Origin of the sequence: Streptomyces sp. NBC_00873 (assembly GCF_045207415.1) — a bacterium.
Lineage (GTDB): Bacteria > Actinomycetota > Actinomycetes > Streptomycetales > Streptomycetaceae > Streptomyces.
Genome location: NZ_CP108803.1, coordinates 6,554,984 through 6,581,059 on the forward strand (window position 1 = coordinate 6,554,984; position 26,076 = coordinate 6,581,059).

The 26,076-nt window shown below is 70.2% G+C and carries 26 protein-coding genes and 2 pseudogenes; 10 read left to right on the forward strand and 18 right to left on the reverse strand.

Annotated elements, in window-relative coordinates:
- Positions 1-9 precede the first annotated feature (9 nt).
- Together efeO and OH809_RS30265 are read right to left on the reverse strand one after the other, a co-directional pair.
- Positions 10-1,146 (reverse strand): iron uptake system protein EfeO, encoded by a 1,137-nt coding sequence (gene efeO, locus OH809_RS30260; RefSeq protein ID WP_406515926.1) that lies wholly within the window; start codon positions 1,144-1,146, stop codon positions 10-12.
- A 180-nt stretch (positions 1,147-1,326) separates the two neighbouring features.
- Positions 1,327-1,470, reverse strand: coding sequence for a hypothetical protein (locus OH809_RS30265; RefSeq protein WP_406515927.1), 144 nt, complete (start codon positions 1,468-1,470; stop codon positions 1,327-1,329).
- A 116-nt stretch (positions 1,471-1,586) separates the two neighbouring features.
- Between OH809_RS30265 and OH809_RS30270 the strand changes: the two genes are divergently transcribed.
- The gene (locus tag OH809_RS30270; RefSeq protein WP_406418895.1) at positions 1,587-2,306 is read left to right on the forward strand and encodes a PhzF family phenazine biosynthesis protein; all 720 of its coding nucleotides are present in this window, start codon (positions 1,587-1,589) and stop codon (positions 2,304-2,306) included.
- Between the two features lie 129 nt (positions 2,307-2,435).
- Here the strand turns inward: OH809_RS30270 and map are convergent, their stop codons facing one another.
- Positions 2,436-3,293 (reverse strand): type I methionyl aminopeptidase, encoded by an 858-nt coding sequence (gene map, locus OH809_RS30275; RefSeq protein ID WP_406418893.1) that lies wholly within the window; start codon positions 3,291-3,293, stop codon positions 2,436-2,438.
- A gap of 58 nt (positions 3,294-3,351) precedes the next feature.
- Between map and OH809_RS30280 the strand changes: the two genes are divergently transcribed.
- Positions 3,352-3,582, forward strand: coding sequence for a hypothetical protein (locus OH809_RS30280; RefSeq protein ID WP_266990774.1), 231 nt, complete (start codon positions 3,352-3,354; stop codon positions 3,580-3,582).
- Between the two features lie 94 nt (positions 3,583-3,676).
- On the opposite strand, the pseudogene OH809_RS30285 reads toward OH809_RS30280, so the two are convergent.
- Both OH809_RS30285 and OH809_RS30290 read right to left on the reverse strand, forming a co-directional pair.
- A pseudogene (locus tag OH809_RS30285) lies at positions 3,677-3,832 on the reverse strand (MFS transporter); the annotation flags it as partial.
- 6 nt (positions 3,833-3,838) lie between these two features.
- Positions 3,839-4,441 carry a hypothetical protein gene (locus OH809_RS30290; protein WP_406418891.1) on the reverse strand — a complete coding sequence of 201 codons (603 nt, stop codon included), beginning with the start codon at positions 4,439-4,441 and terminating at the stop codon, positions 3,839-3,841.
- Between the two features lie 136 nt (positions 4,442-4,577).
- Here OH809_RS30290 and npdG point away from each other — a divergent pair, with 136 nt between their 5' ends.
- Entirely contained in the window at positions 4,578-5,288 is a 711-nt protein-coding gene (npdG, locus tag OH809_RS30295; RefSeq protein WP_406515928.1) for an NADPH-dependent F420 reductase, read from the forward strand.
- A 98-nt stretch (positions 5,289-5,386) separates the two neighbouring features.
- A complete protein-coding gene (locus OH809_RS30300; RefSeq protein WP_266986310.1) occupies positions 5,387-5,560 on the forward strand; it encodes a hypothetical protein in 174 nt (57 codons plus the stop codon).
- A gap of 776 nt (positions 5,561-6,336) precedes the next feature.
- Here OH809_RS30300 and OH809_RS30305 read toward each other — a convergent pair.
- The gene (locus OH809_RS30305) at positions 6,337-6,903 is read right to left on the reverse strand and encodes a Uma2 family endonuclease (protein ID WP_406515929.1); all 567 of its coding nucleotides are present in this window, start codon (positions 6,901-6,903) and stop codon (positions 6,337-6,339) included.
- A 119-nt stretch (positions 6,904-7,022) separates the two neighbouring features.
- Here OH809_RS30305 and OH809_RS30310 point away from each other — a divergent pair, with 119 nt between their 5' ends.
- Both OH809_RS30310 and OH809_RS30315 read left to right on the forward strand, forming a co-directional pair.
- Entirely contained in the window at positions 7,023-7,499 is a 477-nt protein-coding gene (locus tag OH809_RS30310; RefSeq protein WP_406418885.1) for a Tn3 family transposase, read from the forward strand.
- Positions 7,500-7,531: 32 nt separating this feature from the next.
- Positions 7,532-8,404: a hypothetical protein gene (locus tag OH809_RS30315; RefSeq protein WP_406515930.1), complete on the forward strand. Its 873-nt coding sequence runs from the start codon at positions 7,532-7,534 to the stop codon at positions 8,402-8,404.
- Between the two features lie 51 nt (positions 8,405-8,455).
- Here the strand turns inward: OH809_RS30315 and OH809_RS30320 are convergent, their stop codons facing one another.
- Complete coding sequence (locus OH809_RS30320; RefSeq protein ID WP_406418882.1) at positions 8,456-9,256, reverse strand: site-2 protease family protein; 801 nt, start codon at positions 9,254-9,256, stop codon at positions 8,456-8,458.
- Positions 9,257-9,468: 212 nt separating this feature from the next.
- Here OH809_RS30320 and OH809_RS30325 point away from each other — a divergent pair, with 212 nt between their 5' ends.
- Positions 9,469-12,861 (forward strand): AfsR/SARP family transcriptional regulator, encoded by a 3,393-nt coding sequence (locus OH809_RS30325; protein ID WP_406515931.1) that lies wholly within the window; start codon positions 9,469-9,471, stop codon positions 12,859-12,861.
- A 14-nt stretch (positions 12,862-12,875) separates the two neighbouring features.
- Here the strand turns inward: OH809_RS30325 and OH809_RS30330 are convergent, their stop codons facing one another.
- The 3 genes from OH809_RS30330 to OH809_RS30340 all read right to left on the reverse strand — a co-directional run bounded on the left by OH809_RS30330 (position 12,876) and on the right by OH809_RS30340 (position 15,363).
- Entirely contained in the window at positions 12,876-13,727 is an 852-nt protein-coding gene (locus tag OH809_RS30330; RefSeq protein WP_406418878.1) for an ABC transporter permease, read from the reverse strand.
- On the reverse strand, positions 13,724-14,749 hold the full coding sequence (locus OH809_RS30335) for an ATP-binding cassette domain-containing protein (RefSeq protein ID WP_406515932.1): 1,026 nt from the start codon (positions 14,747-14,749) through the stop codon (positions 13,724-13,726). The genes OH809_RS30330 and OH809_RS30335 overlap by 4 nt, the downstream gene beginning before the upstream one ends.
- 242 nt (positions 14,750-14,991) lie before the next feature.
- Positions 14,992-15,363 (reverse strand): winged helix-turn-helix transcriptional regulator, encoded by a 372-nt coding sequence (locus OH809_RS30340; RefSeq protein ID WP_406515933.1) that lies wholly within the window; start codon positions 15,361-15,363, stop codon positions 14,992-14,994.
- Positions 15,364-15,519: 156 nt separating this feature from the next.
- Here OH809_RS30340 and OH809_RS30345 point away from each other — a divergent pair, with 156 nt between their 5' ends.
- Positions 15,520-15,834, forward strand: coding sequence for a hypothetical protein (locus OH809_RS30345; protein ID WP_406515934.1), 315 nt, complete (start codon positions 15,520-15,522; stop codon positions 15,832-15,834).
- A 93-nt stretch (positions 15,835-15,927) separates the two neighbouring features.
- On the opposite strand, the gene panB is transcribed toward OH809_RS30345, so the two are convergent.
- On the reverse strand, positions 15,928-16,812 hold the full coding sequence (gene panB, locus OH809_RS30350) for a 3-methyl-2-oxobutanoate hydroxymethyltransferase (protein ID WP_406418872.1): 885 nt from the start codon (positions 16,810-16,812) through the stop codon (positions 15,928-15,930).
- Between the two features lie 188 nt (positions 16,813-17,000).
- Between panB and OH809_RS30355 the strand changes: the two are divergent.
- Positions 17,001-17,221, forward strand: a pseudogene (locus OH809_RS30355) (hypothetical protein); the annotation flags it as partial.
- Positions 17,222-17,517: 296 nt separating this feature from the next.
- Positions 17,518-18,435, forward strand: coding sequence for an endonuclease/exonuclease/phosphatase family protein (locus tag OH809_RS30360; RefSeq protein ID WP_406516299.1), 918 nt, complete (start codon positions 17,518-17,520; stop codon positions 18,433-18,435).
- 324 nt (positions 18,436-18,759) lie between these two features.
- On the opposite strand, the gene OH809_RS30365 is transcribed toward OH809_RS30360, so the two are convergent.
- The 7 genes from OH809_RS30365 to OH809_RS30395 form a co-directional block, all read right to left on the reverse strand.
- Positions 18,760-19,668, reverse strand: coding sequence for a type II CAAX prenyl endopeptidase Rce1 family protein (locus tag OH809_RS30365; RefSeq protein ID WP_406418870.1), 909 nt, complete (start codon positions 19,666-19,668; stop codon positions 18,760-18,762).
- A 205-nt stretch (positions 19,669-19,873) separates the two neighbouring features.
- Entirely contained in the window at positions 19,874-21,628 is a 1,755-nt protein-coding gene (locus OH809_RS30370) for an NAD+ synthase (RefSeq protein ID WP_406418868.1), read from the reverse strand.
- A gap of 99 nt (positions 21,629-21,727) precedes the next feature.
- The gene (locus OH809_RS30375; RefSeq protein WP_406515935.1) at positions 21,728-23,362 is read right to left on the reverse strand and encodes a multicopper oxidase family protein; all 1,635 of its coding nucleotides are present in this window, start codon (positions 23,360-23,362) and stop codon (positions 21,728-21,730) included.
- Between the two features lie 61 nt (positions 23,363-23,423).
- Positions 23,424-23,849 carry a hypothetical protein gene (locus OH809_RS30380; RefSeq protein ID WP_406418864.1) on the reverse strand — a complete coding sequence of 142 codons (426 nt, stop codon included), beginning with the start codon at positions 23,847-23,849 and terminating at the stop codon, positions 23,424-23,426.
- Between the two features lie 100 nt (positions 23,850-23,949).
- Positions 23,950-24,375, reverse strand: coding sequence for a CBS domain-containing protein (locus tag OH809_RS30385; RefSeq protein WP_406418862.1), 426 nt, complete (start codon positions 24,373-24,375; stop codon positions 23,950-23,952).
- A 136-nt stretch (positions 24,376-24,511) separates the two neighbouring features.
- The gene (locus tag OH809_RS30390) at positions 24,512-25,255 is read right to left on the reverse strand and encodes a DUF305 domain-containing protein (protein ID WP_406418861.1); all 744 of its coding nucleotides are present in this window, start codon (positions 25,253-25,255) and stop codon (positions 24,512-24,514) included.
- Positions 25,252-25,929 carry a DUF3105 domain-containing protein gene (locus tag OH809_RS30395; protein WP_406418859.1) on the reverse strand — a complete coding sequence of 226 codons (678 nt, stop codon included), beginning with the start codon at positions 25,927-25,929 and terminating at the stop codon, positions 25,252-25,254. The genes OH809_RS30390 and OH809_RS30395 overlap by 4 nt, the downstream gene beginning before the upstream one ends.
- Between the last annotated feature and the right edge of the window lie 147 nt (positions 25,930-26,076).

Here is a 26,076-nt window from a genome sequence, read left to right on the forward strand (position 1 = left end):
CCCCGCTCGTTACTTCGTCACCGCGGCAGCGAGCTGCGACAGCGGCTCGGCCAGGGCGTTGACGGCGTCCGACAGTTCCTTGCGGTCCGCCTTGCCGACCTTCTCGTACGAGGTGAACTCGTAGGAGGTCTTGTCCGCGCGGTACTTGTCCAACAGCGTGTTCAACGATGCGAACTGCTTGTCCAGGGAGGCGGTCAGTGCCGGGTCGTTCTTCGACGCGATCGGCTTCAGCAGCTCGTACGACTTCTGCGCACCTTCGACATTGCCCTTGAAGTCGATCAGGTCGGTGTGGCTGTAGCGCTCCTCCTCACCGGTGACCTTGCCGGTGGCTACCTCGTCGAGGAGCTCCTTGGCGCCGTTGGCCATCGAGGTCGGGGTGATCTCCGCCGTGCCGACCCGCTTCTGCCAGTCGAGCAGGTCCTTGTAGAGGACCGGGGCGAGAGCCTTCTCCTCGGCGCCGAGCTTCTTGTCGTGCCACAGCGCCTTTTCCAGCCGGTGCCAGCCGGTCCACTTCTGGCCGGCCTCCAGGCCGTCCTCGCGGAGGTCGACCTTCGGGTCGATGTCACCGAAGGACTCGGCGACGGGCTCGGTGCGTTCCCAGCCGATGCGGGATTCGGCGTACGCCTTCTTCGCGGCCTCGACGTCACCGGCGGCGACGGCGTCCGTGAAGACCTTGGCCTTCGGCAGGGTCTCGTCGGCCTGCACCTGCACATAGGTGCGGAACTCGGCGACGGCCTTGTCCATCTCCGGGCTGCGCTTGGCCGCGGTGCCGCCGGTGATCTCGATCTTCTGCCGGTAGCCGGCGCCCTTCATGCCGGGCTTGCAGACGATGTCGTAGGAGCCGGTCTTGACCTCGGCCGTGATGGTGGCCTTGGTGCCGGGGCCTATGTTCTCGCGCTCGGCGGCGATGCGGGAATCCGGGAAGAGCAGGTAGACCTCGGTGACCTTGGAGCCCTTGTTCTCGACGGCCAGTTCGACGTGGCCGGCCGGGAGCTTCTTCTTGGACACCGTGCAGGAGTCGTCCTTCGCGACGACGCTCAGAGCGCCCTCGCCCTTGCCGTCACTCTTCTCGGCGCAGCCCGTGACGGCGGTCAGGGCTGCCACGGTGGCGGCAGCGGTGACTACGGAGAGACGAACGGCTCGCATACGGGCTCCACACAGGCTGAAAGGAAGGACTGGAACTGGACAAAGGCAGGGCAGGTGAGGCGAACCTAACTTAACCGAGGCTTACCTGACTGATGCCCACTCGCGCAGTGATTCAGCTCTCACTTGGGTCGCGGGGGAACGGGGTGATCACGAGCGACCCATAGAAAAACCAAGAGAAGGTCAAGTGAAGGTCAAGTGGCCGGGTTCCGATTCGGTGCGCAGGCCGAGGGCGGCGGTCGGCTCGTCGGGCAGCAGCGGGGCGCACTGCGCCGGCACCCGGGCCCGTTCGCCCCGGACGGCGCGGAGGGCGATCGCCCTCGGCAAGGCCGCCGAACTCCGGACTCCACAGGAGCTTTGGGCTCCTCGGGTGCCTCGGCCCGGCAACCTGCCGGTCCGGTCCTGCGGCGCGACCGGCGCCCGCGCGGTGCTTGAATGCGCACGTGAATGACTTCGACGTACCCGCAGGCATCGACGTACTGCGGGTGTTCTGCGGCCCCGACGGCCGGCACGGCAACGCCCTCGGGGTCGTACGCGACGGGAGTGCGTACCCCGACGAGGCGTCCCGGCAGGCGCTCGCCGGACAGCTCGGTTTCAGTGAGACCGTGTTCGTCGACGACCCCGAGCGGGGGCACATCGACATCTACACGCCGGGACTCCGGCTGCCCTTTGCCGGGCATCCGCTCGTCGGCACCGCATGGCTGCTCGATCTGGAGATTCTGGAACTGCCGGTCGGGGAGATCTTCGCCCGCCAGGACGGTGAGTTCACCTGGATCACCGCACGCCCCGAGTGGGCGCCGCCGCGCACGCTGGAGCGCTACGCATCCGTCAGCGAGGTCGAGGCGCTGACCGGACCGCCGCCCGGGGAGGGCTGGCTCTACGTCTGGGCGTGGGAGGACGAGGCGGCGGGGCGGGTCAGGGCGCGGGCGTTCCCGCGGCGCATCGATGAGCGCGGCGTCAGCCGCTCCGGTGGAGCCGGGGCTTGCACCGGGGGGATCGTGGAGGACGAGGCGACGGGCGCCGCGGCGCTGCTGCTCAGCGCGCAGCTGGGCCGCGCCCTCAACATCACCCAGGGGTGCGGCTCCCAGATCCTCACCGCACCCGCACCGGACGGCACGGTGGAGATCGGGGGCCGCGTCCTGCTGTCCACCCGCGGCCTCTGAGTGCCCGGCGGATCCTGGCCGGGACTTGGGCCGGTCTTACCTGAGTCAACAACTTCCCGACGGCCTGTCGGTAAAAACGGTACGCCCGGCTCCGCTCCCGTGCCCGGTGGGAAAGATCGCGTACGAGGGCTACGGAAGGGTGAGGATCTCCGCGCCCGTCTCCGTCACCACCAGCGTGTGCTCGAACTGGGCGGTGCGCTTGCGGTCCTTCGTCACCACGGTCCAGCCGTCGTCCCACATGTCGTACTCGTGCGTCCCGAGCGTCAGCATCGGCTCGATGGTGAACGTCATGCCGGGCTGCATCACGGTGGTCGCGTGCGGGCTGTCGTAGTGCGGAATGATCAGGCCGGAGTGGAACGAGGAATTGATCCCGTGCCCGGTGAAGTCCCGGACCACGCCGTACCCGAAACGCTTGGCGTACGACTCGATGACCCGCCCGATCACATTGATCTGGCGCCCGGGGCGGACCGCCTTGATGGCGCGGTTCAGGGACTCCTCGGTGCGCTCCACGAGCAGCCGGGACTCCTCGTCCACATCGCCGCAGAGGTAGGTGGCGTTGTTGTCGCCGTGCACACCGTTGATGTACGCGGTGACGTCGAGGTTCACGATGTCGCCGTCGCGCAGCACCGTGGAGTCCGGAATGCCGTGGCAGATGACCTCGTTGAGCGACGAGCAGAGCGACTTGGGGAAGCCGCGGTAGCCGAGCGTCGACGGATAGGCGCCGTGATCGCACATGAACTCGTGGGCGACCCGGTCGAGTTCGTCCGTCGTCACACCCGGGGCGATGTGCTTCGCGGCCTCCGCCATCGCCTGCGCGGCGATCCGCCCCGCGATGCGCATGCGCTCGACGGTGTCGGCGTCCTGGATCTCCGGGCCGGCGTACGGCGTGGGAGCGGGCTTGCCCACGTACTCGGGGCGCCGGATGTTTCCGGGTACGGAACGGATGGGAGTGATCTCCCCTGGTACGAGGAGCGACTGGCCAGACATATCAGCGAGTCTAACCAGCGTGCTTGGGGCAGCATGGCCCCGAGGAAAGGAGTCGACGATGGCCCTGTTCAAGAAGCGCACGGTCGGCAAGCCGGGCGAGTGGTACTACTGCCTGGAGCACAAGAAGGTCGAGGAAGGCCCGGAGTGCCCGGCGAAGGACCGGTTCGGGCCGTACACCACGCCCGAGGAGGCTCGGCACGCCATGGAGACGGCGCAGGAGCGGAACCTGGAGTGGGAGAACGACCCCAAATGGCACGACCGCTCCACGCCGCCGGAGGCCGACGCGTAGGCCCGGTCCCGGGGCTCCGCCCCGGACGCCGTTTCTCAAGCGCCGGAGGGGCTTGACTGTCCGGACGCCGGGAGACCGGATGCTCTCGCCTGCCGCGCCGTTCGGCGTCCTCGTCCGTCCCGGAGTCGTACGTGAGCAGCTTCGGCAGCGCCGCCGCCAGCAGTGCGACCGAGGCCACGCACGCCACCCCGCCCGACCAGATCGCCGAGCGGGTGCCCGTCCAGCCCGCCATCGCGCCCGCCCGTACCTGAACCGGTCACCACCTCGGTGGCGGTGGCGCGGTCAGCTGGTCGGCGAGCCGGGACAGCCGGTCCCGGAAGCTGCGCCGACGGCGCGTCGCCGGGGCGCTGTTCTCGCCGGCCGCCGCGCTCACCAGATGCTGCACGGTGTCCAGGTCCACATCGTCGGCGCCGGTCACCGCGAGCGCCTCATGGGCCAGCCCTCCCACCTCCGGGTCGCCGTCGTCCAGCGACAGCACCGTTGCCCCGGCCCGGCGCGCAGCGTGCACCCGCTCCAGCAGCCCGGCCCCGGGCCGCTCCGGGGCCACCAGGAGCAGCGTCTCGCCCCGCCCGGCCGCCTCGATCCGGCCCAGACCCACGGCCAGATGCGCCGGATCACCCGGTCCCACCCGGTGCCGTACAAGCGTGGGAGTCAGCTCCGGCAGCCCGGACCAGGTGGACTCGTCGACGAGATGGGCCGCCAGGTGCCACGGCTCGTACGCCGCCGTCCCCACCAGCAGCAGCCCGCCGCCGTGCGGAACGACGGACGAGCGCAGCGTCCCCGCGAAACGCCGGGCCGCCGCGGGCCACTCGGTCCCGGCGAGCACTTCTCGGAGCAGGGCGACGCGTACGGCATCCATGGCCCGGCATCATGCCGCAGAGTCAGGCCCCGGCACCGGCGAACGGCACCGGACCAGCCGAACGGGGCCTGAGTGACGGATGTCGCAGGAGGCCGACCTGGCCTTCCCTGCCAGGGCGGGCAGTAGTGTCGGCGCCATGACTACGAACGCCAGTGGCAGCGCGCCCAAGCCCCCCGCCAAGGACCCCTGGGACCTCCCCGACGTATCCGGGTTGACCGTCGGTGTGCTCGGCGGCACCGGTCCGCAGGGCCGCGGGCTCGCCTACCGGTTCGCCCGCGCCGGGCAGAAGGTGATCATCGGTTCGCGCGTCGCCGACCGCGCCCGGGCCGCCGCCGGCGAGCTGGGCCTCGGCGTCGAGGGCGCGGACAACGCCGACTGCGCCCGGCGCAGCGACGTCGTGATCGTCGCCGTGCCGTGGGACGGCCACGCCAAGACCCTGGAGTCGCTGCGCGAGGAGCTCGCCGGGAAGCTCGTCATCGACTGTGTCAACCCGCTCGGCTTCGACAAGCAGGGCGCGTACGCCCTGAAGCCCGAGGAGGGCAGCGCCGCCGAGCAGGCCGCCGCGCTGCTGCCCGATTCCCGGGTCACCGCCGCCTTCCACCACCTCTCGGCGGTACTGCTCCAGGACGAGGCGATCGAGGAGATCGACACCGATGTGCTGGTGCTGGGCGAAGCTCGCGCCGACACCGACCTGGTCCAGGCGCTCGCCGGCCGGATCCCCGGCATGCGCGGCATCTTCGCGGGCCGGCTGCGGGGTGCCCACCAGGTCGAATCGCTCGTCGCCAACCTGATCTCGGTCAACCGCCGCTACAAGGCGCACGCGGGCCTGCGTACCACCGACGTCTGAGCCGACGGACGCCCACGGCCGCACCCTGCGGAGAGCGGAACGGGGCGTGAGGGACACTGGACGGGACCGTGCACCGCCCCGGACAGGAGTTGCCCCCCATGCCCCGCCTCGCTCTCTACGCCCTCGCCGTCTGCGTCCTCGCCGTCGGTGCGGCCGTGGCCTCCTTCGTCCAGGGCAGCTGGCTCGGGATCGTCTGGGTGCTGATGGCCGGGCTCTCGTCCAACATGGCGTGGTACTACCTGCGCAAGCAGCGCGCCGGGACCGCGGGCTAAGCTTGGCTTTAAACCCCACCAAGATCATGTCTTGGTGGGGTTCGTCGTTCGCCTGACAGTGGGGCGGCCTTTGGGTGATCGTGTCTTCTCGCTGAAGTCGACAGTCGATCAACCCAAAGGCGGTGATGGACAGTCTGCAAGAAGGTGCTGCGCGCGTCGAGGCCATGGCCAGGTTGTTCCGGTTTCGCCGCGAGTTCTCCTCATGCCTGACGCTGTGGGCGGACGCCCTGTTCGAGCTGACGGACGCGGTCCTGTGCACTGACGGCCCGGTGGTCTCGTTGCCCGAGTTGTCCATCGCCGAAGTGCACCGCCGCGGACGCACACCGTGCCCCCCAGCCAGACCGAGAGCCAGATGCACTCCGTCGTGTCGGACAGCGCATTCGACGCACTCCTCGCGGCCGCAGAGCATGAACTCGCATGCAACAGAAAGGAAGTCCGGAAGCTGCGCCGAGAGGCACGTGAGCGGAAGGTGCGTGTCTGGCGAGTCACCATTCCTCGCATCATCCGTAGGGCGACGCGAATTGGGCTCTTCGCCGGCGGAAGCATCGCGTTGATCACGGGTGTCGTACTGCTGCTCACGGGCCAGCCGGGCAGCGCGACGGCTTGGAGCGTTGGGGCAGCCGCCTGGGGCGCGGCTGCGGCCATCCGCTCCAACCGATAACCGACACACAACTACAGGGAGCGCGAGGCGCACCCTGCCAGACGCGGCTCGTAAGCTCGGGCGCATAGAGGTCCCCCGGCACTTTCCCTGCCGGGGGATCTCTACGTGGCGGCTGTTACTGCCGGGCGATGCCAGCCGGGTCGATCGCGAAGGGGAACGGGGAGTCGAGCTGGGTGACCTCGCCCGCCAGGGCAGTGGTCTGCTCGATGTACCGGCCGTTGTGCAGCTCGGTGATGATGAGCCGGGGTGCCGGGTCGAACTCGAGGCGCCAGTAGTGCGGGATGGCGGCCTCGGCGTAGAGCACGGGCTTGAACTTCCGGTCCATCGTCTTGTTGCCGGGCGAGACCAGCTCGACCACCAGCTGTACCGCGTCGGCGTCGATGCTGACGGCGTCCTCGGAGGTCGCGCCTGCGTCGGCGACCACGATGTCCGGCACCACCAGACCGGACGGCAGGGTCACGTTGATGGCCTCCAGGATTTCGACCGGTGCGTCGGAGGCACGGGCCGCTGCGTCCAAGGCGACGTGGAGCCGGTACGACGCACGCTGGTGACGCAGGCCGGGGGCGGGGGACATCACCAGGGACTCCCCCAGCAGCTCGTAGCGGACCGTGCGGTCCTCGGGCAGGGCCAGGACGGCATCCACGGTCCACGGCCCGATGTGATCATCGAGAGCAACGCTCATTCCCTTCACCTCCTCATTCGCTCGGCACTGCCAGTGTGACCCGGCGGGGGTGCTGGTGTCTCCTGGCGGGCCGTGCGGCGGTGGTCTCAGTCCTGGTAGGCGATCGGACCCAGGCCGGAGTGGGCACGGTTGAGCGCGGCCACGCGCTCCAGAGCCTGGGGCGGGCCGTCCGCACGGCCTTCATCTGCGACTACCTCGCCGACGCCGACCTGCGCCGGGCGATCGGCGAGGGCCTGCAGGTGGTCGAGAACTGGAACAGCGCGAACCACGACCTGTTCTACGGCAAGGACGGCGAACTGACCGGAAAGGACAAGGAGGGCCAGGAGATCTCGATGCTCGCCCTCCACCTCCTCCAGTCGGCCCTGGTCCACGTCAACACGCTCCTGGTCCAAGAGGTCCTGGCCGAGCCGAAGTGGGCGGACAAGCTCACCGAGGCAGACCGGCGCGGCCTCTCTCCGCTGTTCTGGACCCATGTGAACCCCTACGGCAGGTTCGAGCTGGACATGAACCGCCACCTGCACCTCGGCCCGCTCCTCCCGCAGCAGCGCACCCCGCAGGACCACTCCACGCGTACCTCGGACGCGACGGCACCTTGATCCTTTCGGTTCCGTGCCTGTTCAATCAGCAGATGACTGAGACCGATGTCGACCTTGGTACCGTCACCGCGCCCTCCGGGATGCTCGTGCTGGGGATGGCGGGCTGGATCGACTACTGGCCGCAGGTGGGCCGGCCGCTGTCCGAGTGGGCCCGGACCGCAGTAGCCACCGGCGGCGGCCACTTGCACGGACCCGAGGACAGCGAGCCGTCCGCTTGGATGTGCGAGGCGATCGCCGTGGAAGCCGCCGCGGACCGGCCCCTGCGGGTGCGGGCCCAGACATCGGCCTCACCCTTCGACGGACCGACGGTCGCCGTCCTGGAGGTCGACCTCGGCCTGTCCTGGTCCGGCCACGATGATGGCGAACCCGTGCAGCTCGGCGACCTGCCGGTCGACCGATGCGGGATGGTTCTCGGCGACGCTCGGGCGCTGGACGGCTTCATCGGCTTGGACGGCCAGTCCACCGACGGCCTGGCGGACGTCACCTACTGGGGCATGTACGCAGACACCGTCCATGCGCAGTTCGGCGGTGACCGCATCCCGCAGCACCCCAGCGGACACGGGCCGCGCGGGTGGCTCGACCTCCCCCTGGCTGAGGCCGAAGCGGTCGCCGAACGGCTCCGGACCTGGACCCGGGAAGGACCCGGCAACGGGCTGATGGTCTCCGTCGACGCCCACACGGACTTCCACCGTTTCAACCGAGCGGGCTGGAGCCACCCACTGCTGGCGGGTGTCATCGACCTCGGCGGATGCTCAGTGCTCGGTCTCGGCTGGGATCCTGGGGACCACTCCATGCGCCACCGCGGAGAGCGGGCATACGGGCAGGTCTACCCCGCCAGCCTCGAAGCCCGCGCCGGCGAAGCGGTACTGCGCTGGACCATTCCGCCGTACGACCCTGACCTGTGAACCGCACCCCGGCTGGAAACGTGCCAGAAGAACCCAGTTGAGCTGGACGGCTCAGAGCCTGTCGACGGCGCAGGCCGGATTCGCCGTGCTCCAGAACTGGTAGGCGTCGCGTCCGCAGTACGTCCTGAATTCACTTACGCCCAGTGACTGCAGCAGGCTGTGGATCGCGTCGAAGAACACGTGGTTGATCTCCGGGATCCACAGCACCCCGAAGACCGCGATCAGTCCGAACTGTGCGAACGGCTCCATCTGGCGGCGGATCCGGTACGACAACCAGGGCTCGATGACTCCGTACCCGTCCAGGCCGGGGACCGGCAGGAAGTTCAGGATCGCCGCGGTGACCTGGAGCAGTGCCAGGAACGCCAGCGCGTACCGGAACTCCCTCGGGACCCCGTCCAGGGCGTGCAGCCAGAACGGCGCCGTGCAGACGAAGGCGAACAGTACGTTCATCAGCGGGCCCGCCGCCGAAATCAGGCTGTGCTTCCAGCGGCCGCTGATCCGGCCCCGCTCGATGAAGACCGCGCCACCGGGCAGACCGATCCCACCCATGATCACGAACAGCACCGGCAGCACGATGCTCAGCAGCGCGTGCGTGTAGGCGAGCGGGTTGAGCGTGAGATAGCCCTTCTCCCCGATCGAGATGTCCCCGCTGTGCAGCGCGGTGCGGGCGTGCGCGTACTCGTGCAGACAGAGCGAGACGACCCACGCCGCCGTGACGAAGAGGAAGACCGCGAGCCCCGGGGGATACCCGAAGGCCGTCCACACCGCCCAGCCCGATACCGCCATGACGGCGACGATCCCGAGAAAGACCGGACTGATCCGCCGGTCGCTCCGGGCTGCTGCAGTGGTCATCAGCGGACTCCAGGTGGCTGGGTGCGGGGAGTGTGTCGGGGCGGGCACGAGCCCCGTACCGTACCGGTGGGACGGAGGAAACGTCTCGCGCCGACGCGGTAGTTCCGGACAGGGTAGGGGACATGGCGAGCAGGCCGCGCATCACAGGGACTGCGCGCACCGCGGAGCGAGACCTCCCTTCGGACAGGGGAGCAGTCAAGGAGAATAGGCGCGTGCGCTACAGCATCCTCGGCACCACACAGGCACTCCACGACGACGGCACGGCCGTCGTCATCGGTGGGGCGCGGCTGCGCGCCCTGCTGACCGTTCTCGCGCTGCGCCCCGGCCGTACGGTCCCGGCCACCGTGCTCGTCGACGAGGTGTGGGACGGCGATCCGCCCGCCGACGCGGTCGGTGCCCTGCAGGCGCTCGTCGGCCGGCTCCGCCGCGCCCTCGGCCATGAGGCGATCACCTCGGCGGAGAGCGGCTACCGGCTCGCCGCCGACCCGGACGCGGTCGACCTGCACCGCTTCGGGCGGCTCGCCGGGGACGGTACGCGCGCACTGGAGGAGGGCAATCCGGCGAAGGCCGTGGCGGTCCTCGACGACGCCCTCGCACTCTGGCGCGGACCGGTTCTCGCCGATCTGCCGGACCGGGGCGCCGTAGCCGCCCGCTGGACGGCCCGCCGCCTGGACGCCCGCCGCGCCAGACTGACCGCGGCGCTGGCACTGGGCCGGGCCGATGAGGTCCTGCCCGAGCTGGTCGCGCTCTGCGCGGACCACCCGATGGACGAACCCCTTCAGGCGCTGCGTCTGCGGGCGCTGCGGGACGCCGGACGTACGGCGCAGGCACTGGCGGCGTACGAGGAGGTGCGCACCCTGCTCGCCGACCGCCTCGGCGCCGACCCCGGCCCCGAACTGCGTGCACTGCACGCGGAGTTGCTCAATCAGGAGCCGGTGCGCAGACCGCCGAATCGGACGCCGGGACAGGAGCCGGCCCACGCCATGGACCGGACGCCTGCCCCGGGCCGGGCGTCCGCACAGGCCCCGGTGACGGAACCGGCCCGCACCCCCGCTTCCCACGCCCACGGCAACCTGCGCGCCAGGCTCACCAGCTTCGTCGGGCGTGAGGACGACATCGACGCCCTCCGTGACGACCTCGCGCAGGCCCGGCTCGTCACCCTTCTCGGGCCCGGCGGCGCGGGCAAGACCCGGCTCTCCCAGGAGGCAGCCGAATCCGTCGCGCCCGCCTGGCCGGACGGTGTCTGGCTGGCCGAGCTCGCCCCCGTCGACGACCCGGAAACCGTGCCCGAAGCCGTACTGACCGCGCTCGGTGCCCGCGAGACCGTGCTGCGCGGCGCCGGTGCCGAAGAGCTCCGGGCCGCCGAGCGCGGCGCGGGCGACCCGCTCGTCCGGCTCACCGAGCACTGCTCCCGGCGCCGCATGCTCCTCCTCCTCGACAACTGCGAGCACGTCATCGAGGCCGCCGCCGCGCTCGCCGACCATCTGCTCGCCCACTGCCCGGACCTCACCGTCCTGGCGACCAGCCGCGAACCCCTCGGCGTACCCGGCGAGTTCGTCCGCCCCGTCGACCCGCTGCCCGACCCGATGGCGCTGCGCCTGCTCGCCGACCGCGGCGCCGCCGCGAAGCCGGGGTTCCGGACCGACGCCGACGAGGAGACCGCGGCGGCCGCCGCCGAGATCTGCCGCCGGCTCGACGGACTGCCGCTCGCCATCGAACTCGCCGCCGCCCGGCTGCGTATGCTCAGCCCGCGCCAGATCGCCGACCGGCTCGACGACCGGTTCCGCCTGCTGACCAGCGGGGCCCGTACCGTGCTGCCGCGCCAGCAGACGCTGCGTGCCGTCGTCGACTGGTCCTGGGATCTCCTCGACCCATCCGAACGCGCCGTCCTGCGCAGGCTGTCGGTCTTCGCCGGCGGCTGCACGCTCACCGCGGCCGAAGCGGTCTGCGCGGACCGGCCGCAGGACGCGCGCGAGGTCGCCGGACTGCTCGGCTCACTCGTCGACAAGTCCCTCGTCGTCGCCGCACCCGCCGACGACGGCGCAATGCGCTACCGGTTGCTGGAGACCGTCGGCGAGTACGCCGCCGAGCGGCTCGACGAGGCCGGGGAGCGGACCACCGTGGAGCGGCACCACCTGGTGCACTTCCGGGAACTGGCCCGTACCACCGACCCCGAACTCCGGGGCGCCGGACAGCGGGCCGCCATCGACCTCCTGCAGCGCGAGTACGAGAATCTGCGCACCGCGCTGCGCCACGCCGTCGCCACCCGCGACGAGCAGGAAGCGCTCTGCATGGTGCTCTCGCTCTCCTGGTACTGGCAGGTGCGCGACCTGCGGGCGGACGCCCTGCAGTGGGCGGACGCCGCCGCCGCGCTCGGCCCCGACCCCTTCACCTCACCCGCCACCCCCGCACCGTCGATCCACGAACGCTGCACCGATGCGCCGCCGCCCATGTCGCCGGACCTGCTCCAGGAAGCCAGGCGCGAGGTGGCGCTGGTCCAGCTGGTCAGCATGGACCACGCCAGGGACGAATGGACCAACGAGGCGAGCATGGCGCGGCTCCGTGTCATCGCCGACACGTACCACGCGGGCCAGCCGCAGACCTGCCGCGCTCCGGCATCACTCTGGTTCTTCGCGGTCATGCTCACCGGGGACATGGGCGAGCTGCGCGAGCTGCTGGACGAGACGGTCCGCTCCTGCCGCGAGCTGGGCTACGACTGGGAACTGGCCGCCGCGCTCCAGATGCGCGCCAATGTGCTGGCCAACCGCCCCAGTTGGTCGGACGAGGCGCGCATCGACGCCGACGAGAGCCTGGAGATCTTCAGCCGGCTCGGCGACGACTGGGGCGTCGCCGAATCACTCTCCTCGCGGGGCGAGGCGAACGAGCGGTGCGGCGAATACGCCCGCGCGGCCGAGGACTTCCTGGCCGCGATCGGCTACGCCGAGAAGCTCGGCGCGCAGTCCCAGGTGGCGGTGCTCCGTTCCCGCTACGCCTCGGTGCTCACCGAGCTCGACCGCGGCGCGGAGGGCGAACGGATCCTGCGGGACGTGCTCTCCCAGGGTCCACAGGCGGGCCACGAGGCGATGCCCGCCGCCCATCTCCTTCTCGCCATGTGGCTGGGCCGCTCCGGCCGGACGGCCGAGGCCCGCGAGCAGATGCTCACCCTGCGCGACCACTTCCGCTCGGAGACCATGGCCATCTTCGATGGCTTCGTACTGGGAGGGCTGGCCTGGCTGGACAACCAGGAGGGGCTGTACGCCGACGCGCTGGCCCGCGGCAGGACGGCGCTGGCCCGGTCCGGGGACCCGCTCTCGCAGATGGTCGCGCCGCAGATGACCGTCATCCATCTCGTCACCGTGGCCAGGGCCCTGGCCGGACTCGGCGACGAGCGGGCGGCCGGGCTCGCCGCACGGCTGCTGGGCGCGGGCTCGCGACTGCTGCCGGCCGGACATGTGCCGACGTCGATGGAGCGGGACAACCTGGCGCGGGCAAAGGCCCTGGCCTCGGCGGTCCTCGGCGAGGCCGCGTACGACTCCGCATACGCCGAGGGCGACGGCCTCGCACTGGAGGAGGCCGTCGCCCTGGTCGACGCGTACCGGGAGTGAACCGGACGGGCGCGTCAGGTCTTCTTGCGGAACTTGGCGACCGCGAGCGGCGCCGTCACCAGGGTGATGGCCGCGGCCCAGCCGAGCGTCAGCCACACCGAGTGCGCCACCGGACCGCCGAGCATCAGCCCGCGCGCCGCGTCCGCGAGATTGGACAGCGGGTTGTAGTCGGTGAACGACCGGAGCCAGCCGGGCATCGTCGTCGGCGGCGCGAAGATCGAGGAACCGAACTGCAGGGGCATCATCACCAGGAACCCCATTCCCTGAACCGCCTGGGCCGTCTTCAGGGACAGCCCCAGCAGCATGAAGATCCACATGATGGCGACGCCGAACGCCGCCGAGAGACCGACAGCCGCGAGCAGACCGAACACCGAGGTCTTGAGCTGCATGCCGATCAGGAAGCCCATGCCCAGCAGGATCACCGTGGCGACCATCATCCGGCCGAGCTCGACCACGATCTTCGCGATGAGGACCGAGGAACGGGCGATCGGCATCGTCCGGAACCGGTCCATGACGCCCTTGCGGAAGTCGTCATTGACACCGGTGCCGACCGCCATGGCGATGTTCATGCCCATCATCGCCATCAGCCCGGGGATCACGTAGTTGATGTACGTCTGCCGGTCCCCGCCCAGGCTCGCGCCGACGGAGCCGCCGAAGACGTACACGAACAGCAGCGTGAAGACGATCGGCATCAGGAGCGCGTCGAACATCGACTCCGGGTCCTGCTTGATCTGGAGCAGATTGCGCCGCACCAGCGCGCCGATGTGCCGCAGATTGCTGCGCAGCCCGATCCGGCCCTCGTCGTGGAGGACCTTCGCCGGGGCGGAGCCGGTCGGGGCGTCGGGGGTCAGAGTCGCCGTGCTCATGCCGGGACCTCCTCGGGCATCGTGTCGGTCACGGACGGCGAGGTCTTCTCACCGGTGATGGCCAGGAATACCTCGTCCAGGCTGGGCAACGCGGTGGCGATGTGCGCGATGGAGAGACCGCGGTCGGCGAACAGGCCGATGACCGCGGTCAGTTGGTCGTCGCTGAGGATCGGCACGTACAACATGCCCTCGTCCGGGACGGCCTGTGAACCAGCGACCCCGTCGAGACCGGCCTCGGCGAGCGCCCGGGCCATGGCGGGCAGTTGGCCCGGGTCCGTGGGCCGGATCTGCAGGGTGCGGCCGCCGACCTTCGCCTTGAGCTCGTCGACCCCGCCGCTGGCGATGATCCTGCCCTTGTCGATGACGGTGAGCTCGTTGGCGAGCTGCTCGGCCTCTTCCATGTACTGGGTGGTGAGCAGCACGGTCGCCCCCTCCGCGACCATCCGCTGCACCTCGTCCCAGACCTCGTTACGGGTCCGGGGGTCGAGCCCCGTCGTCGGCTCGTCCAGATACAGCACGGCCGGGCTGCCGATCATCGAGGCGGCCAGGTCGAGCCGGCGCCGCATGCCCCCGGAGTAGTTCATCGCGGGCCGCTTGGCGGCTTCGGCGAGCGAGAACCGCTCCAGCAGCTCGTCGGCGCGGGCCCGCGCGGTCGTGCGGGGCAGGTCGAGGAGGCGCCCGATCATGTAGAGGTTCTCCCAGCCGGAGAGCTTCTCGTCGACCGAGGCGTACTGGCCGGTCAGGCCGATGACGCGGCGCAGCTGCCGCGGCTGCTTCACCACGTCGTAGCCCGCCACGGTGGCGTGTCCGGCATCGGGAACGATCAGCGTGGACAGGCAGCGTACGAGGGTGGTCTTGCCGGCGCCGTTGGGGCCGAGCACACCGAGGACGGTGCCCTCGCGCACATCGAGGTCCACGCCGTCCAGAGCCTTGGTCGAGCCGTAGTGCTTGACCAGCCCCCGCACCTCGACGGCGTTGCCGCCGCTCCCGGGGTTCTTGTCGATTCGCGTCATGTCCACCATGGGACCAGCCGCCACCGACAATCCACCGACAGCCCACCGACATCCTGCCGACAGCGGCGCCTGCGGCCGCCGACACGCCGACAGCCCCGCCGATGGGGGAAGTCGGCGGGCTGTCGTGGTGCGGACAGTGGCCAGTGTCCAGGGCCCTTTTTTCGGACAGGTCCTGGTGGAACTAAAGCGTGTTCGGAATGCTTCGACACACACCACGGTGGGCTAATTACGCCCTGGTGTCTGAGCCAGGGCTACGGTGCATTGTAAGAGTCCCGCGCATCGAGTAGCTCATCCCAGTGCGCCGCTGCCCACGCACACGCCGCGTCCAACGGCTCCAGCATGCTGCGGCCCAGTGGCGTCAGCGCGTACTCCACTCGGAGTTCCGGGTCAGCGTGCACCGTACGTGACACGAGCCCGTCGCGTTCCAGGCCGCGTAGCGACTGCGTCAGCCCCTTCGGGGTGACGCGCCGCAGCGGCACGCGGAGTTCGGAGAAGCGGCGCGGGCCGTCCTCCAGGCAGCGGATGACCAGGGCCGCCCACTTGTCTCCGAAGCGGAATGGCAACAGTGAGGAGGGGCACAGCTCGTCGAACATGTCGGGGGCCAGCGGCTGCCGGTGCGTCATGGTGGTCTCCTGCCTCGCCGCTGGTGTCAGCGGTATCCAGGTGGTAACTGCCCTCACGGATACCTTCCGGAGCACCGACTCACCAGGAGGAGGCTGGTCCGCGCTTCGACATGGAGTACGGCGCTGTCCCAGCATTGCCTGTGCGGCGAGCGCGTCTTGAAGACCCTGCGGGACCGTGACCACAAGTGCATCGCCTGCGGCCTCGCCGGGAAACGAGACCTCGTGTCCGCCGCGCTGGCCGCGTTCGTCCGCTTGGCCGACGTGGACGACCCCAAGACCGCGTACCTGGACACCGCACAGTCCCGGCACGCGCAGATCATCTTTGGAGAAGGGCTGGAAGAAGCACTGCGGAAGTCAACCACACAGAGCCAGAACACCCACGAGGTGCTGGTCGCGTGGCAGTCCCACGGCAATGCCGTGCGACCTCTGCTCCCCGAACCGCCACACGGCGGAGCCGAGCAAACCAGATGAGACACCGCAAGGTGACCACGCTGGAACGCCCGGCTCACGCCCCGGTTGCATCCCGCAGCAGTTCACCCTCTGGGGTGACATGCGGGACAAGTCTTAGTGGAAGGTGTGCTCCGGCGCCGGGAACGTGCCGCCGACGACCTCGTCGGCGAACTCCTTCGCCGCGTCACCGAGCATCTTGCGCATGTTCGCGTACTGCTTGGTGAAGCGCGGCACCTTGCCGCCGGTCAGCCCCACCATGTCGGTGTAGACCAGCACCTGGGCGTCGGTGTCGGGACCGGCGCCGATGCCGACGGTCGGGATGTGCAGACTGCGGGTGATCTCGGCGGCGACCTCGGCCGGCACGAGCTCCAGGACGACGGCGAACGCCCCCGCGTCCTGCGCCGCCTTGGCGTCCCGGATCAGCCGGTGGGCGGCCTCGTCGCTGCGGCCCTGCACCCGGTAACCCATGGTGTTCACGGACTGCGGGGTCAGGCCGAGGTGCGACATGACCGGGATGCCGGCCGAGACGAGCAGCTCGGTCTGCGGGAGCGACCGCTCGCCGCCCTCCAGCTTGACCGCCCCGACGCCGGACTCCTTGACCAGCCGGGTGGCGTTGCGCAGGGCCTGGACGGGCCCTTCCTGGTACGCCCCGAAGGGCAGGTCGCCGACGATGAGGGCGCGCTTGGTGCCCCGTACGACGGCGGCGGAGAGGATGGCGATCTCGTCCATCGTGACGGGCACGGTGGTCTCGTATCCGAGGTGACAGTTGCCCATGGAGTCGCCGACGAGCATGACCGGGATGCCGGCCTCGTCGAAGACGGACGCGGTCATCGCGTCGTAGGCGGTGAGCATGGGCCACTTCTCGCCGCGCTCGGTGGCGGCGGCGATGTCGTGGACGGTGATGCGGCGAGTGCTCTTGCCTCCGTACAGCGCCTTGCTGCTGTCGGTGGGGGCCCCCGCGGGGGTTGCGGGCTGGTGCTGCGCAGCCTGAAGCGTCATTGCCAACGGCTCCTTCGTCATCTCGAGGCGCCCTGACGGCGTCCCCGGATCCCGTCCATGGTGGCATCCCGGGGCCGTTCGCGGGAAGTGGGCACGACTGGGCAAAGGCTTTCCGATACGAGACGGTCTCGTACCGAAATGGGATACGCCCGTCGCGATGTCCGGTTCGCCCGGCGAACTCCGGGGGGGACCTGGACGTGGAGCTGATGGCGACCTGTTCGTCGGTCCCATGCTCGTACGGACCATTCACCGGCCCGACGCGCCGCTCCCGGAGGACCTCGCCGACCGCATCATCCGGACGCTGGTCGAGGGCCTGGCGCCGCGCCGGGCTCCCGACACCACCCCGGCCCCCGCCCGAGCAGCCGCCCCCGCCACCCTTCCGTCCGGCAAAAGCGCAGGCCAGGCCTGACACGCCCGGCCCTGCCCGAGTGTGAGCGTTGTGTCACAACGCCCCACAAGATCCGTCCGGCCGGAACCCGCCGGACCACGCCCTTCGTCCTCGTGGCAGTACGGCCGTCGTGGACGGCAGGAAAGGCGTTGCTCATCGCCTAGGGTCGAGGAGCGCGGCGATGGGTACGGCGAAGCAGTGAGGACAGCGCAATGGTGCAGGCGTACAGGGCGGACACCGGGAACGGCAGCGCGGGACCGCAGCGCACCGGGTCCCGCTTCCGGAACCTGCGCGACAGATGGACCAGTGGCAAGGGCATGTGGCGGCGCGGCATCGTCCTCGCCGCCTGCGCGGTACTCCTCACCCTCGTGATGGTGTTTCACGCGGAGATCCCGAACACCATCGGCAACCTCGGCAGCCTCAGCGAGACGTTCCTGCCGTGGATCGGCGTGTTCGTCCCGCTGCTGCTGATCCTGGGCCTGATGCGTCGCTCGGCGACCGCGCTGGTCGCCCTGCTGCTGCCGGTCGTGGTCTGGCTCAACCTCTTCGGCGGGCTGCTCACCGACAAGTCGGGCAGCGGCGGCGACGTCACCGTGGCCACCCACAACGTCAACGCCGACAACCCCGACCCCACGGGCACCGCCCGGAAGGTCGCGGGCTCCGGCGCCGACATCATCGCCCTGGAGGAACTGCCGAGCGGCCAGGTGTCGACGTACGAGGCGGCGCTCGCCGACCGCTTTCCGTACCACTCGGTGCAGGGGACCGTCGGCCTGTGGAGCAAGTACCCGATGAGCAACACCCGGCCGGTCGACATCAAGATGGGCTGGACCCGGGCGATGCGTTCCACGGTGACGATGCCCAAGGGCGAGGTCGCCGTCTATGTGGCCCATCTGCCGTCCGTACGGGTCAAGCTGCACGCCGGATTCACGGCCAACCAGCGCGACAACAGCGCGGACGCCCTGGGCGAGGCCATCGCCCACGAACGCCTCGGCAAGGTGATCCTGCTCGGTGACCTCAACGGCACGATGAACGACCGCTCGCTCAATGAGGTCACCTCGCAGATGAGGTCCACCCAGGGCGCGGCCGGCGACGGCTTCGGCTTCAGCTGGCCGGCGTCGTCCCCGATGGCCCGGATCGACCAGATCATGGTGAAGGGGGTCGAGCCGATGTCGTCGTGGACGCTCCCGGCGACGGACAGCGACCACCTCCCGATCGCCGCCCGCGTCGAACTGTGACACAGCGGTCCGGTTGTCTCCGGGCCCGGACCGGAGGGGCACGGCATAGTGCCCCTCCCGTGACGCACCGGACGGTGCTCCCCATGGGGCAAACACTGCCGGCCACGGCACCAGGGGTCTCAGAGCCTGTCGGGTGACCTCTGATCGGGCGGCCACGCCCTGGCGCGCACGCTTCCCGCGTTGCCGAAATGTCCTAGTAGCTCCTTCCCCAAGCTCTCAGCTTCGTTCGAGCAGGGGAGGCCCCATCCGAGGACATCCAGCCGCCTTGGAATCGCACGCACCAGACCGCGTCCGCTATCCGATCGAAGGTCACCCGACAGGCTCTCAGCCCTGCGCGGGCCGGGCGTCGGGAAGGGTGAGTCTGCCCGTACGGGCGAGGAAGACGACCAGGGCGGCCATGGCGATCCAGCCGGGCCAGCCCGCGAGGCTCATCTGCAGCGGCTTCAGCGGGGCGTCCGGCTCGGCGAATTCCTTGACCATGCTCATGCTGGCCGTGCTGACGAAGGCGTGGCCGACGACCGCCGGGATCACCGATCCGGAGGCCAGCCGCAGCCAGGTGAACATCGGCAGCGCGAGGCCGCAGCTCACCAGCATGGCCGGCACGGCGACGTACCAGGGCTGACCGGGATACTGCCCGCCCATCAGCAGGGTCGGCAGATGCCAGAGCGCGAAGGCGGCACCCGTGCCCAGGTAGGCCGTCAACGGACGTGTGCGCCCTTTCCGGTATGCCAGCCGTGGGAGCAGATAGCCCTGCCAGCCCAGCTCCTCACCGAAGAACAGTGGCAGGGCCAGCAGCATCTGCACGAGCGCCGTCCCGGCCCAGGCGGCCGTGCCGCTCCAGCTCGCACCGCCGAAGGGATAGACGCCCGCCGCCGTGCCGATGGCGAGCGCGACGACGGTGAGACCGGCGGGGACCACGACGGCCGCCAGCAGCCACCGCACCGCGTGGGGCCACGGTTTCGGGATGCGCAGGGCGAGCACATCGCGCACCCCGCCGCCGCCCTCCACCCACCGCACCACCACGATCGCGGCGACGGCCGGAGCCATCATGGCCGCCGATATGCACAGGTTCTCCAGGTCACCGGGGCTTGCCCGGCCATCGGTGCGACGGAAGCCCTTGATCAGAAGGGGTGACATGGCCACCCACATGCCTGAGTAGGCGATCGTCAGATAGGTGAGCAGCCCACGGAGTCGGGTGCGGTGCGGAAGGGCCGGCGGTGCGGTAATGGTCATGCCAACGACGCTAGAAGCGTCCGTGGCGGGACAGAAGGAAGCCCGCTCCCGTCTCGGTGGTGGAGCCTGCTCCACCACGACGACGACGGCCCGTGGTGGAGCAGGAAGCGGACCGGGGTGCTTCCCGGGACCGTCCGGCAGCCGTGTCGACGCCGGTCGCCGGGCGGGCCCGAATCCGGCCGGCCCGGCGACCGACCGTCGGGTTTCAGCCCGACTCGCGCCACCGATTGGTGATCGGCAGCCGCCGGTCCTTGCCGAAGCCCTTCGGGGAGATCTTCGTGCCCGGCGGGTACTGCCGCCGCTTGTACTCCGCCGTGTCCACCATCCGCAGCGTCCTCGTCACCAGCGTCTCGTCGAACCCGGCCGCCACGATCGACTCCAGCCCCAGGTCCCGGTCGACGTACAGCTCCAGGATCCGGTCCAGCACGTCGTAGTCGGGCAGCGAGTCCGTGTCGACCTGGTCGGGCCGCAGCTCGGCGCTGGGCGGCTTGGTGATGGACGCCTCCGGGATCGGCGGGGTCTGGCCGCGTTCCTCCGCGGCCCGGTTGCGCCACTTCGCCAGCCGGAAGATCGACGTCTTGTAGACGTCCTTGATCGGCCCGTACGCGCCGACGGAGTCCCCGTACAGCGTCGAGTAGCCGACCGCCAGCTCCGACTTGTTGCCCGGCGCGAGGACGATCTGGCCCTCCTGGTTGGAGACGGCCATCAGCATCGTGCCGCGCAGTCGCGACTGGAGGTTCTCCTCGGCGAGACCGGTGAGCCCCAGCGACTTCATGTACGCGTCGAACATCGGTTCGATCGATACGGTGCGGAAGTTCAGCCCGGTACGGCGCGCCAGCTCCGCCGCGTCGCCCTTGGAGTGGTCCGAGGAGTACCTCGAGGGCATCGAGATGCCGTACACGTTCTGCGCGCCCAGCGCATCGCACGCGATGGCCGCGACGAGCGCCGAGTCGATCCCGCCGGACAGCCCGATCAGCACACTGCTGAAGCCGTTCTTGGCGGCGTACGCACGCAGGCCCACGACCAGCGCCGAGTACAGCTCCTCGTCGTCGTCGAGCCGCTCGGCGTAGCCGCCGGTCAGCTCCGCCTCGTAGGCGGGGAGAGGCGTGTCGGAGAGGACCACATGGTCGATCCGCAGTCCGTCGTTCACCACCCCGGACGGCGCCTCGGGCGCCGCGGCGGGCAGCTCCAGGTCGAGGACGACGCAGCCCTCGGCGAACTGCGGGGCACGGGCGATGACGTCGCCGTCCTTGTCGACGACGATCGAGTCGCCGTCGAAGACCAGCTCGTCCTGCCCGCCGATCATCGCCAGATAGGCGGTGGTGCAGCCGGCCTCCTGGGCCCGCTTGCGGACCAGTTCCAGTCGGGTGTCGTCCTTGTCCCGCTCGTACGGCGAGGCATTGATCGACAGCAGCAGCCCGGCCCCGGCGGCGCGCGCGGCCGGCACCCGGCCGCCGTCCTGCCAGAGGTCCTCGCAGATCGCGAGCGCCACATCGACACCGTGGACCCGCACGACGGGCATCGAATCGCCCGGCACGAAGTACCGGAACTCGTCGAAGACCCCGTAGTTGGGCAGGTGGTGCTTGGCGAAGGACAGCGCGACCCGCCCGCGGTGCAGCACCGCGGCGGCGTTCTGCGGAGAACCGGCAGGCTGGCCGTAGCGCGGCTGGGCCTTCTCGGAACGGTCGAGGTAACCGACGACGACCGGCAGCTCCCCGAAGCCCTCCGCGTCGAGGCGGGCGGCGAGCGCACGCAGCGCGTTCCGCGACGCCTCGACGAAGGACGACCGCAGGGCCAGGTCCTCGACGGGGTAACCGGTCAGCACCATCTCGGGGAACGCCACCAGGTGGGCGCCCTGTTCGGCGGAGTGCCGGGTCCAGTGGACGATCGCCTCGGCGTTGCCGGCGAGGTCACCGACGGTCGAGTCGATCTGATTCAGTGCGAGGCGTAGTTGAGGCACGCGCCTCAGTGTAATCGTCTTTCTGACGCGATGTCCTGGCGGGCCGCACTTCCGCTGCCGCGGCCGACGCAGCCCTTGCCGCGGCCCGCCAGGACCGGGTCAGCGGCGGTAGCCGAGGACCGTCATCATGTTCATGTTCGAGTGGTAGACGTTGTGGCAGTGGAGCATCCACAGCCCCGGGTTGTCCGCGTCGAACTCCACGGCCACCGACCTGTTGGGCAGAACGATCGCGGTGTCCTTGCGCGCCCCGGGAGCCCTGCCCAGCACCGAGCGCGGTCCCGCACGTCCCGCGAGGGCGAACGTGTGCCCGTGCAGATGGATCGGGTGCCACATCTCCGTGATGTTGTAGAACTCCAGCCGGACCCGCTCGCCCGCCTTGACCGGATGGCGCCAACCGGGGTCGTACTTCCTGTTGTCGAAGGCCCAGTCGAACGCCCTCATGCTGCCGGTCATCTTGATCCGGATCGTCCGGTCGGGCCTGCGGGCGGCCAGTGCCACGGACTTGTCCGCCTGCAGTTCGAAGGCCGACACCAGCTGCCCGCTCAGCTCCTTGGGCCGCACGGAGGCGGCCGGCGCCGCGCCACCGCCGGTGCGGAGCAGGGCCAGCGCCGACGCGTTCTTGCCCTCGGCGACCGCCGTCAGCGGGAACACCCCGTCCCGGGCGGTGACCAGCACGTCGTACCGCTCGCCCATGCCCAGCAGCAGCGTGTCCGTCGTGGTGTGCCGGACCGGGAAGCCGTCCGCGTGGGTGATGGTCATCCGGTGGCCGCCGAGCGCGACGCGGAAGGGGGTGTCGCCGCCCCCGTTGATGATGCGCACCCGGATCCGGTCGCCGGGCTTCGCGGTGAACGTGGCCGGGTCCTTCGGGATGCGGCCGTTGATCAGGTAGTACGGGTAGTCGACATCGCCCGCGTCACCGCCGAGCAGTTCGCTCGGGGCGCCACTCAGCACCCGCGAGGGCCCGGACCCGGACCCGGAACGGGGCTTGTCATCGGCCCCGGAAGACCCGTGATCCATGCCACCCATGCCGTGGCTGAGCTCGGCGAGCACCGCCTCCGGAGTGGAACCCTCCACCCCGTCGACCCAGTCGTCGAGGACGACGACCCACTCCTTGTCGTACGACAGGGGCTCCTTCGGGTCGTCGATGATCAGTGGTGCGTACAGGCCGCGGTCCTGCTGGACGCCCTGGTGCGGATGGAACCAGTACGTCCCCGTCTGCGGCACCGCGAAGCGGTATGTGAACTCCGCGCCCGGATTGATGGCCTGCTGGGTCAGCTGGGGAACGCCTTCCATGTCGTTGCGCACATGGAGGCCGTGCCAGTGCAGGGTGGTCGACGTCGGCAGGTGGTTGGCGAGGGTGACTGCCAGGGTGTCGCCCGCGGTGATCCGGACTTCCTTGCCGGGCAGCCGGTCCCCGTAGGCCCAGGAGCTGACGGTGAGCCCGCCGCCCAGGTCGAGGCGGGTCGGGGTGGCGGTGAGGTTGATCTTCCGTACGGGGCCGGAGCCTCGCTTCGCCTCGACCGCCGCGACCTCCGCGTCGCCGGGAGAGACGTACTCTCCGCGGCTCCTCGACGCGGGCGACGGGCTGTGTTCCATGGCGTCGTGATGCGTGGGGCCGGGGTTCGCGGCGTGCCGTTCCGGGGCCGTGCCACTGGAGCAGGCGGCCAGAACTCCCGTGCCGGCCATGGCGATTCCGGCGCCGAGCACGGCGCGGCGAGTGGGTTGAGTGGGCATGGCTGGAACACCTCTGATGCTGTCGGTGCGGGCTGAAGCAGGGATGCGGAGCGACCCGCTCCTATATCCGAAGCACCGACAACCGGGCGGGAACCGTCATCGCGGGCGGGGGGCCGGACCGCAGCGCACGCGACAACAGCGCTCCGGCGGCCACGAGGAGATTCTCCGCGGTCCGGAGCGCCATCAGCCGGCCGGCGAGCAGGGCGAGACCCCAGGCGCCCAGCAGGGCGAGACAGGCCGCCATCGGGTCCGTGCCGTCGCCCATCGGCGTCGGCGGGACGGAGGCGTGCTCCACCGAGGGCTCCGTCGTGGAGCTCGCCGGGTGTATCCCCTGAGCTCCCTGGTCCCGCACGTGGTCCGTCGTCCTCACGGCCTCATGGCCGCTGTGTTCCGCCGGATGCCCGACGGTGTGCATGGTGAAGATCCCGAACAGCAGCGCGGCAAACAGCAACAGCTGTCCGTACATCGCACTCCATTTCGGGCTCATGTCAGGCACCCTACCCCCGCTGGGTATGCCGCGCACGCGGGCCCGGCACCCCCCGTTGCCATGGGTGCCGGGCCCGCGGTGGCGCGCTGCCGAACCCCGGTCAGCCGCGGGCGTAGACCTTTTCCGCCCAGCCCGCGATCTGGTCCTCGGAGAGATGCCGGGCGAGGTCGGCCTCGCTGATCATGCCGATCAGCATCTTGTTCTCGACCACTGGGAGCCGACGGATCCGGTGGCTCTGCATCTCCTCCAGAACCTCGCTCACCTCTGCGTTCGCATCGATCCAGCGCGGCGTTCCCTGGGCGAGTTCACCCGCGGTCACCTTCGACGGATCGCGCCCCATCGCCACACAGCCGACCACGATGTCGCGGTCCGTGAGGATGCCGACCATCCGGTCCTTCTCGCCGTTGGCCGAGATCGGCAGTGCGCCGACGTTGTGTTCGCGCATCATCTGGGCGGCGCGGTCGAGCGTCTCGTGCGCGGGGATCCACTGGGCCCCGGTGTGCATGATGTCCTTGGCGGTGGTCATGAGGGATTCCTCCTGGTGCCGATGGGCACTGTGGTCCGACCCCGAGCGAACCCATCGTCATGGGCCCGTTCGGGGTGCGCGACCGCTATCACCCATTCGGGTGTATCCATGCCGCTTCGGGAACCGGCGGAATGCCTCAGGACCTGGGCTTCGCCCCGCGCGCCGCCAGCATCTGCGCCATCACGTCCAGCTCGGACTGCTGAGCCTCGACCATGCCCAGGGCGAGCCGCTTCTCCGCCTTCACCGTGCAGAGCCCGGCGCAGCCGCGCGCCATGGCGACGCCGCCCTTGTGGTGGTCGGTCATCAGCTGCAGGAACAGGATTTCGGCCTGCTTGCCGCTCGCCTTCCTGAGCCGGTCGAGTTCGGTCCGGGTGGCCATGCCGGGCATGAGGGCGCCGTCATGCGCGGTGAAGGCGCCGTCCGACCCGCCCGGGTCCCCCATGCCGTCCATGCCGTCCATGCCGTCCATGCTGTGATCACCGTGCGTGCCGTGTCCACCGTGGGTCGTCATCCACCCCATCGGCTCCTGCCCGGCGGCCACCTTCGGCAGCTCCCACAGATCCAGCCAGCCGAGCAGCATGCCCCGCTGATTGGCCTGGGTATTGGCGATGTCGTACGCGAAACGGCGTACCTCCTCGTCCTGCGTGCGGTCACGCACGATGAAGGACATCTCCACGGCCTGCTGATGGTGGACCGCCATGTCGCGGGCGAACCCTGCGTCGGCCGAGTCCGGGCCGGGCACCCGGACGGCCGCGGGGGCCACTCCGGGCTGCCTCCCGTCCGCCGCGTCGCCCCGCGCCGAGGCGACCGTCGCCACCCCCGCGAGGAGCAGCGCGAGGGCGACGGCGGAACCGGCCACCCACTGTTTCGTACTGGTCACTGAGACCCCAGCCCGCCCGTGCACGCCGCACCCGGCTCCGGGGTCTGTTCCCCCTGCACGAACTTGGCGAAGAACCGGCCGACCCGCGGGTCATCGGCGCTGTCCACGGTGACCTGCTTGCCCCAGGCACTCAGCATGATCGTGCCGGCCTGGTCCTTGTACGGGCTCATCAGCGAGTACGGCGTCTTCCCGACCAGGGCCGCGAGCTCGGCCACGTCGGCGGCCGGCGCCTTGTCCGTGTACGTCACCCACACCGACCCGTGCTCCAGCGAGTGCACGGCGTTCATGTCGGGGATCGCCTTTTTGTATACCTCGCCGTCGCAATTCATCCAGACGGGGCTGTGGTCACCGCCGACCGGGGGCTTCATCGGGTAGGTGACCGTCTTGGTGACGTGGTTGCGGGTCAGCTTCTTCGCGTCCCACGTCTTGAGCCCCTCGATCGGCTCGGCGGCCAGCACCTTCTTCTCCGCCGGGGACGCCGTCGCTTCATCGGCCGCGACGGCGTCCTTCTTGTCCGCAGCCTCGGATCTGTCCAGCAGCGCGTAGGAACCGAAAGCGACCAGACCAGCGACGACAAGGGCGCTCAGCCCTATGGCGAGGGCACGGCTGCGACGGTCGCGTGCACGGTCGGAGTTGCGCATCTGCTCTATGCGGGTCCTGCGGTCGAAGCTCATGTCGTCTGGTCCTTCGGTCCTTCTGCGAACGGGCGGGGAGGGACAGGAACGGGTCGGAAACCGGCGGGCACGGGGCAGCTGCGACGCCGCTCCGCCCCTGGGGCCTCTCCTTCGGAGGCCCCGCACACCATGGCCGCCGATCGTAGT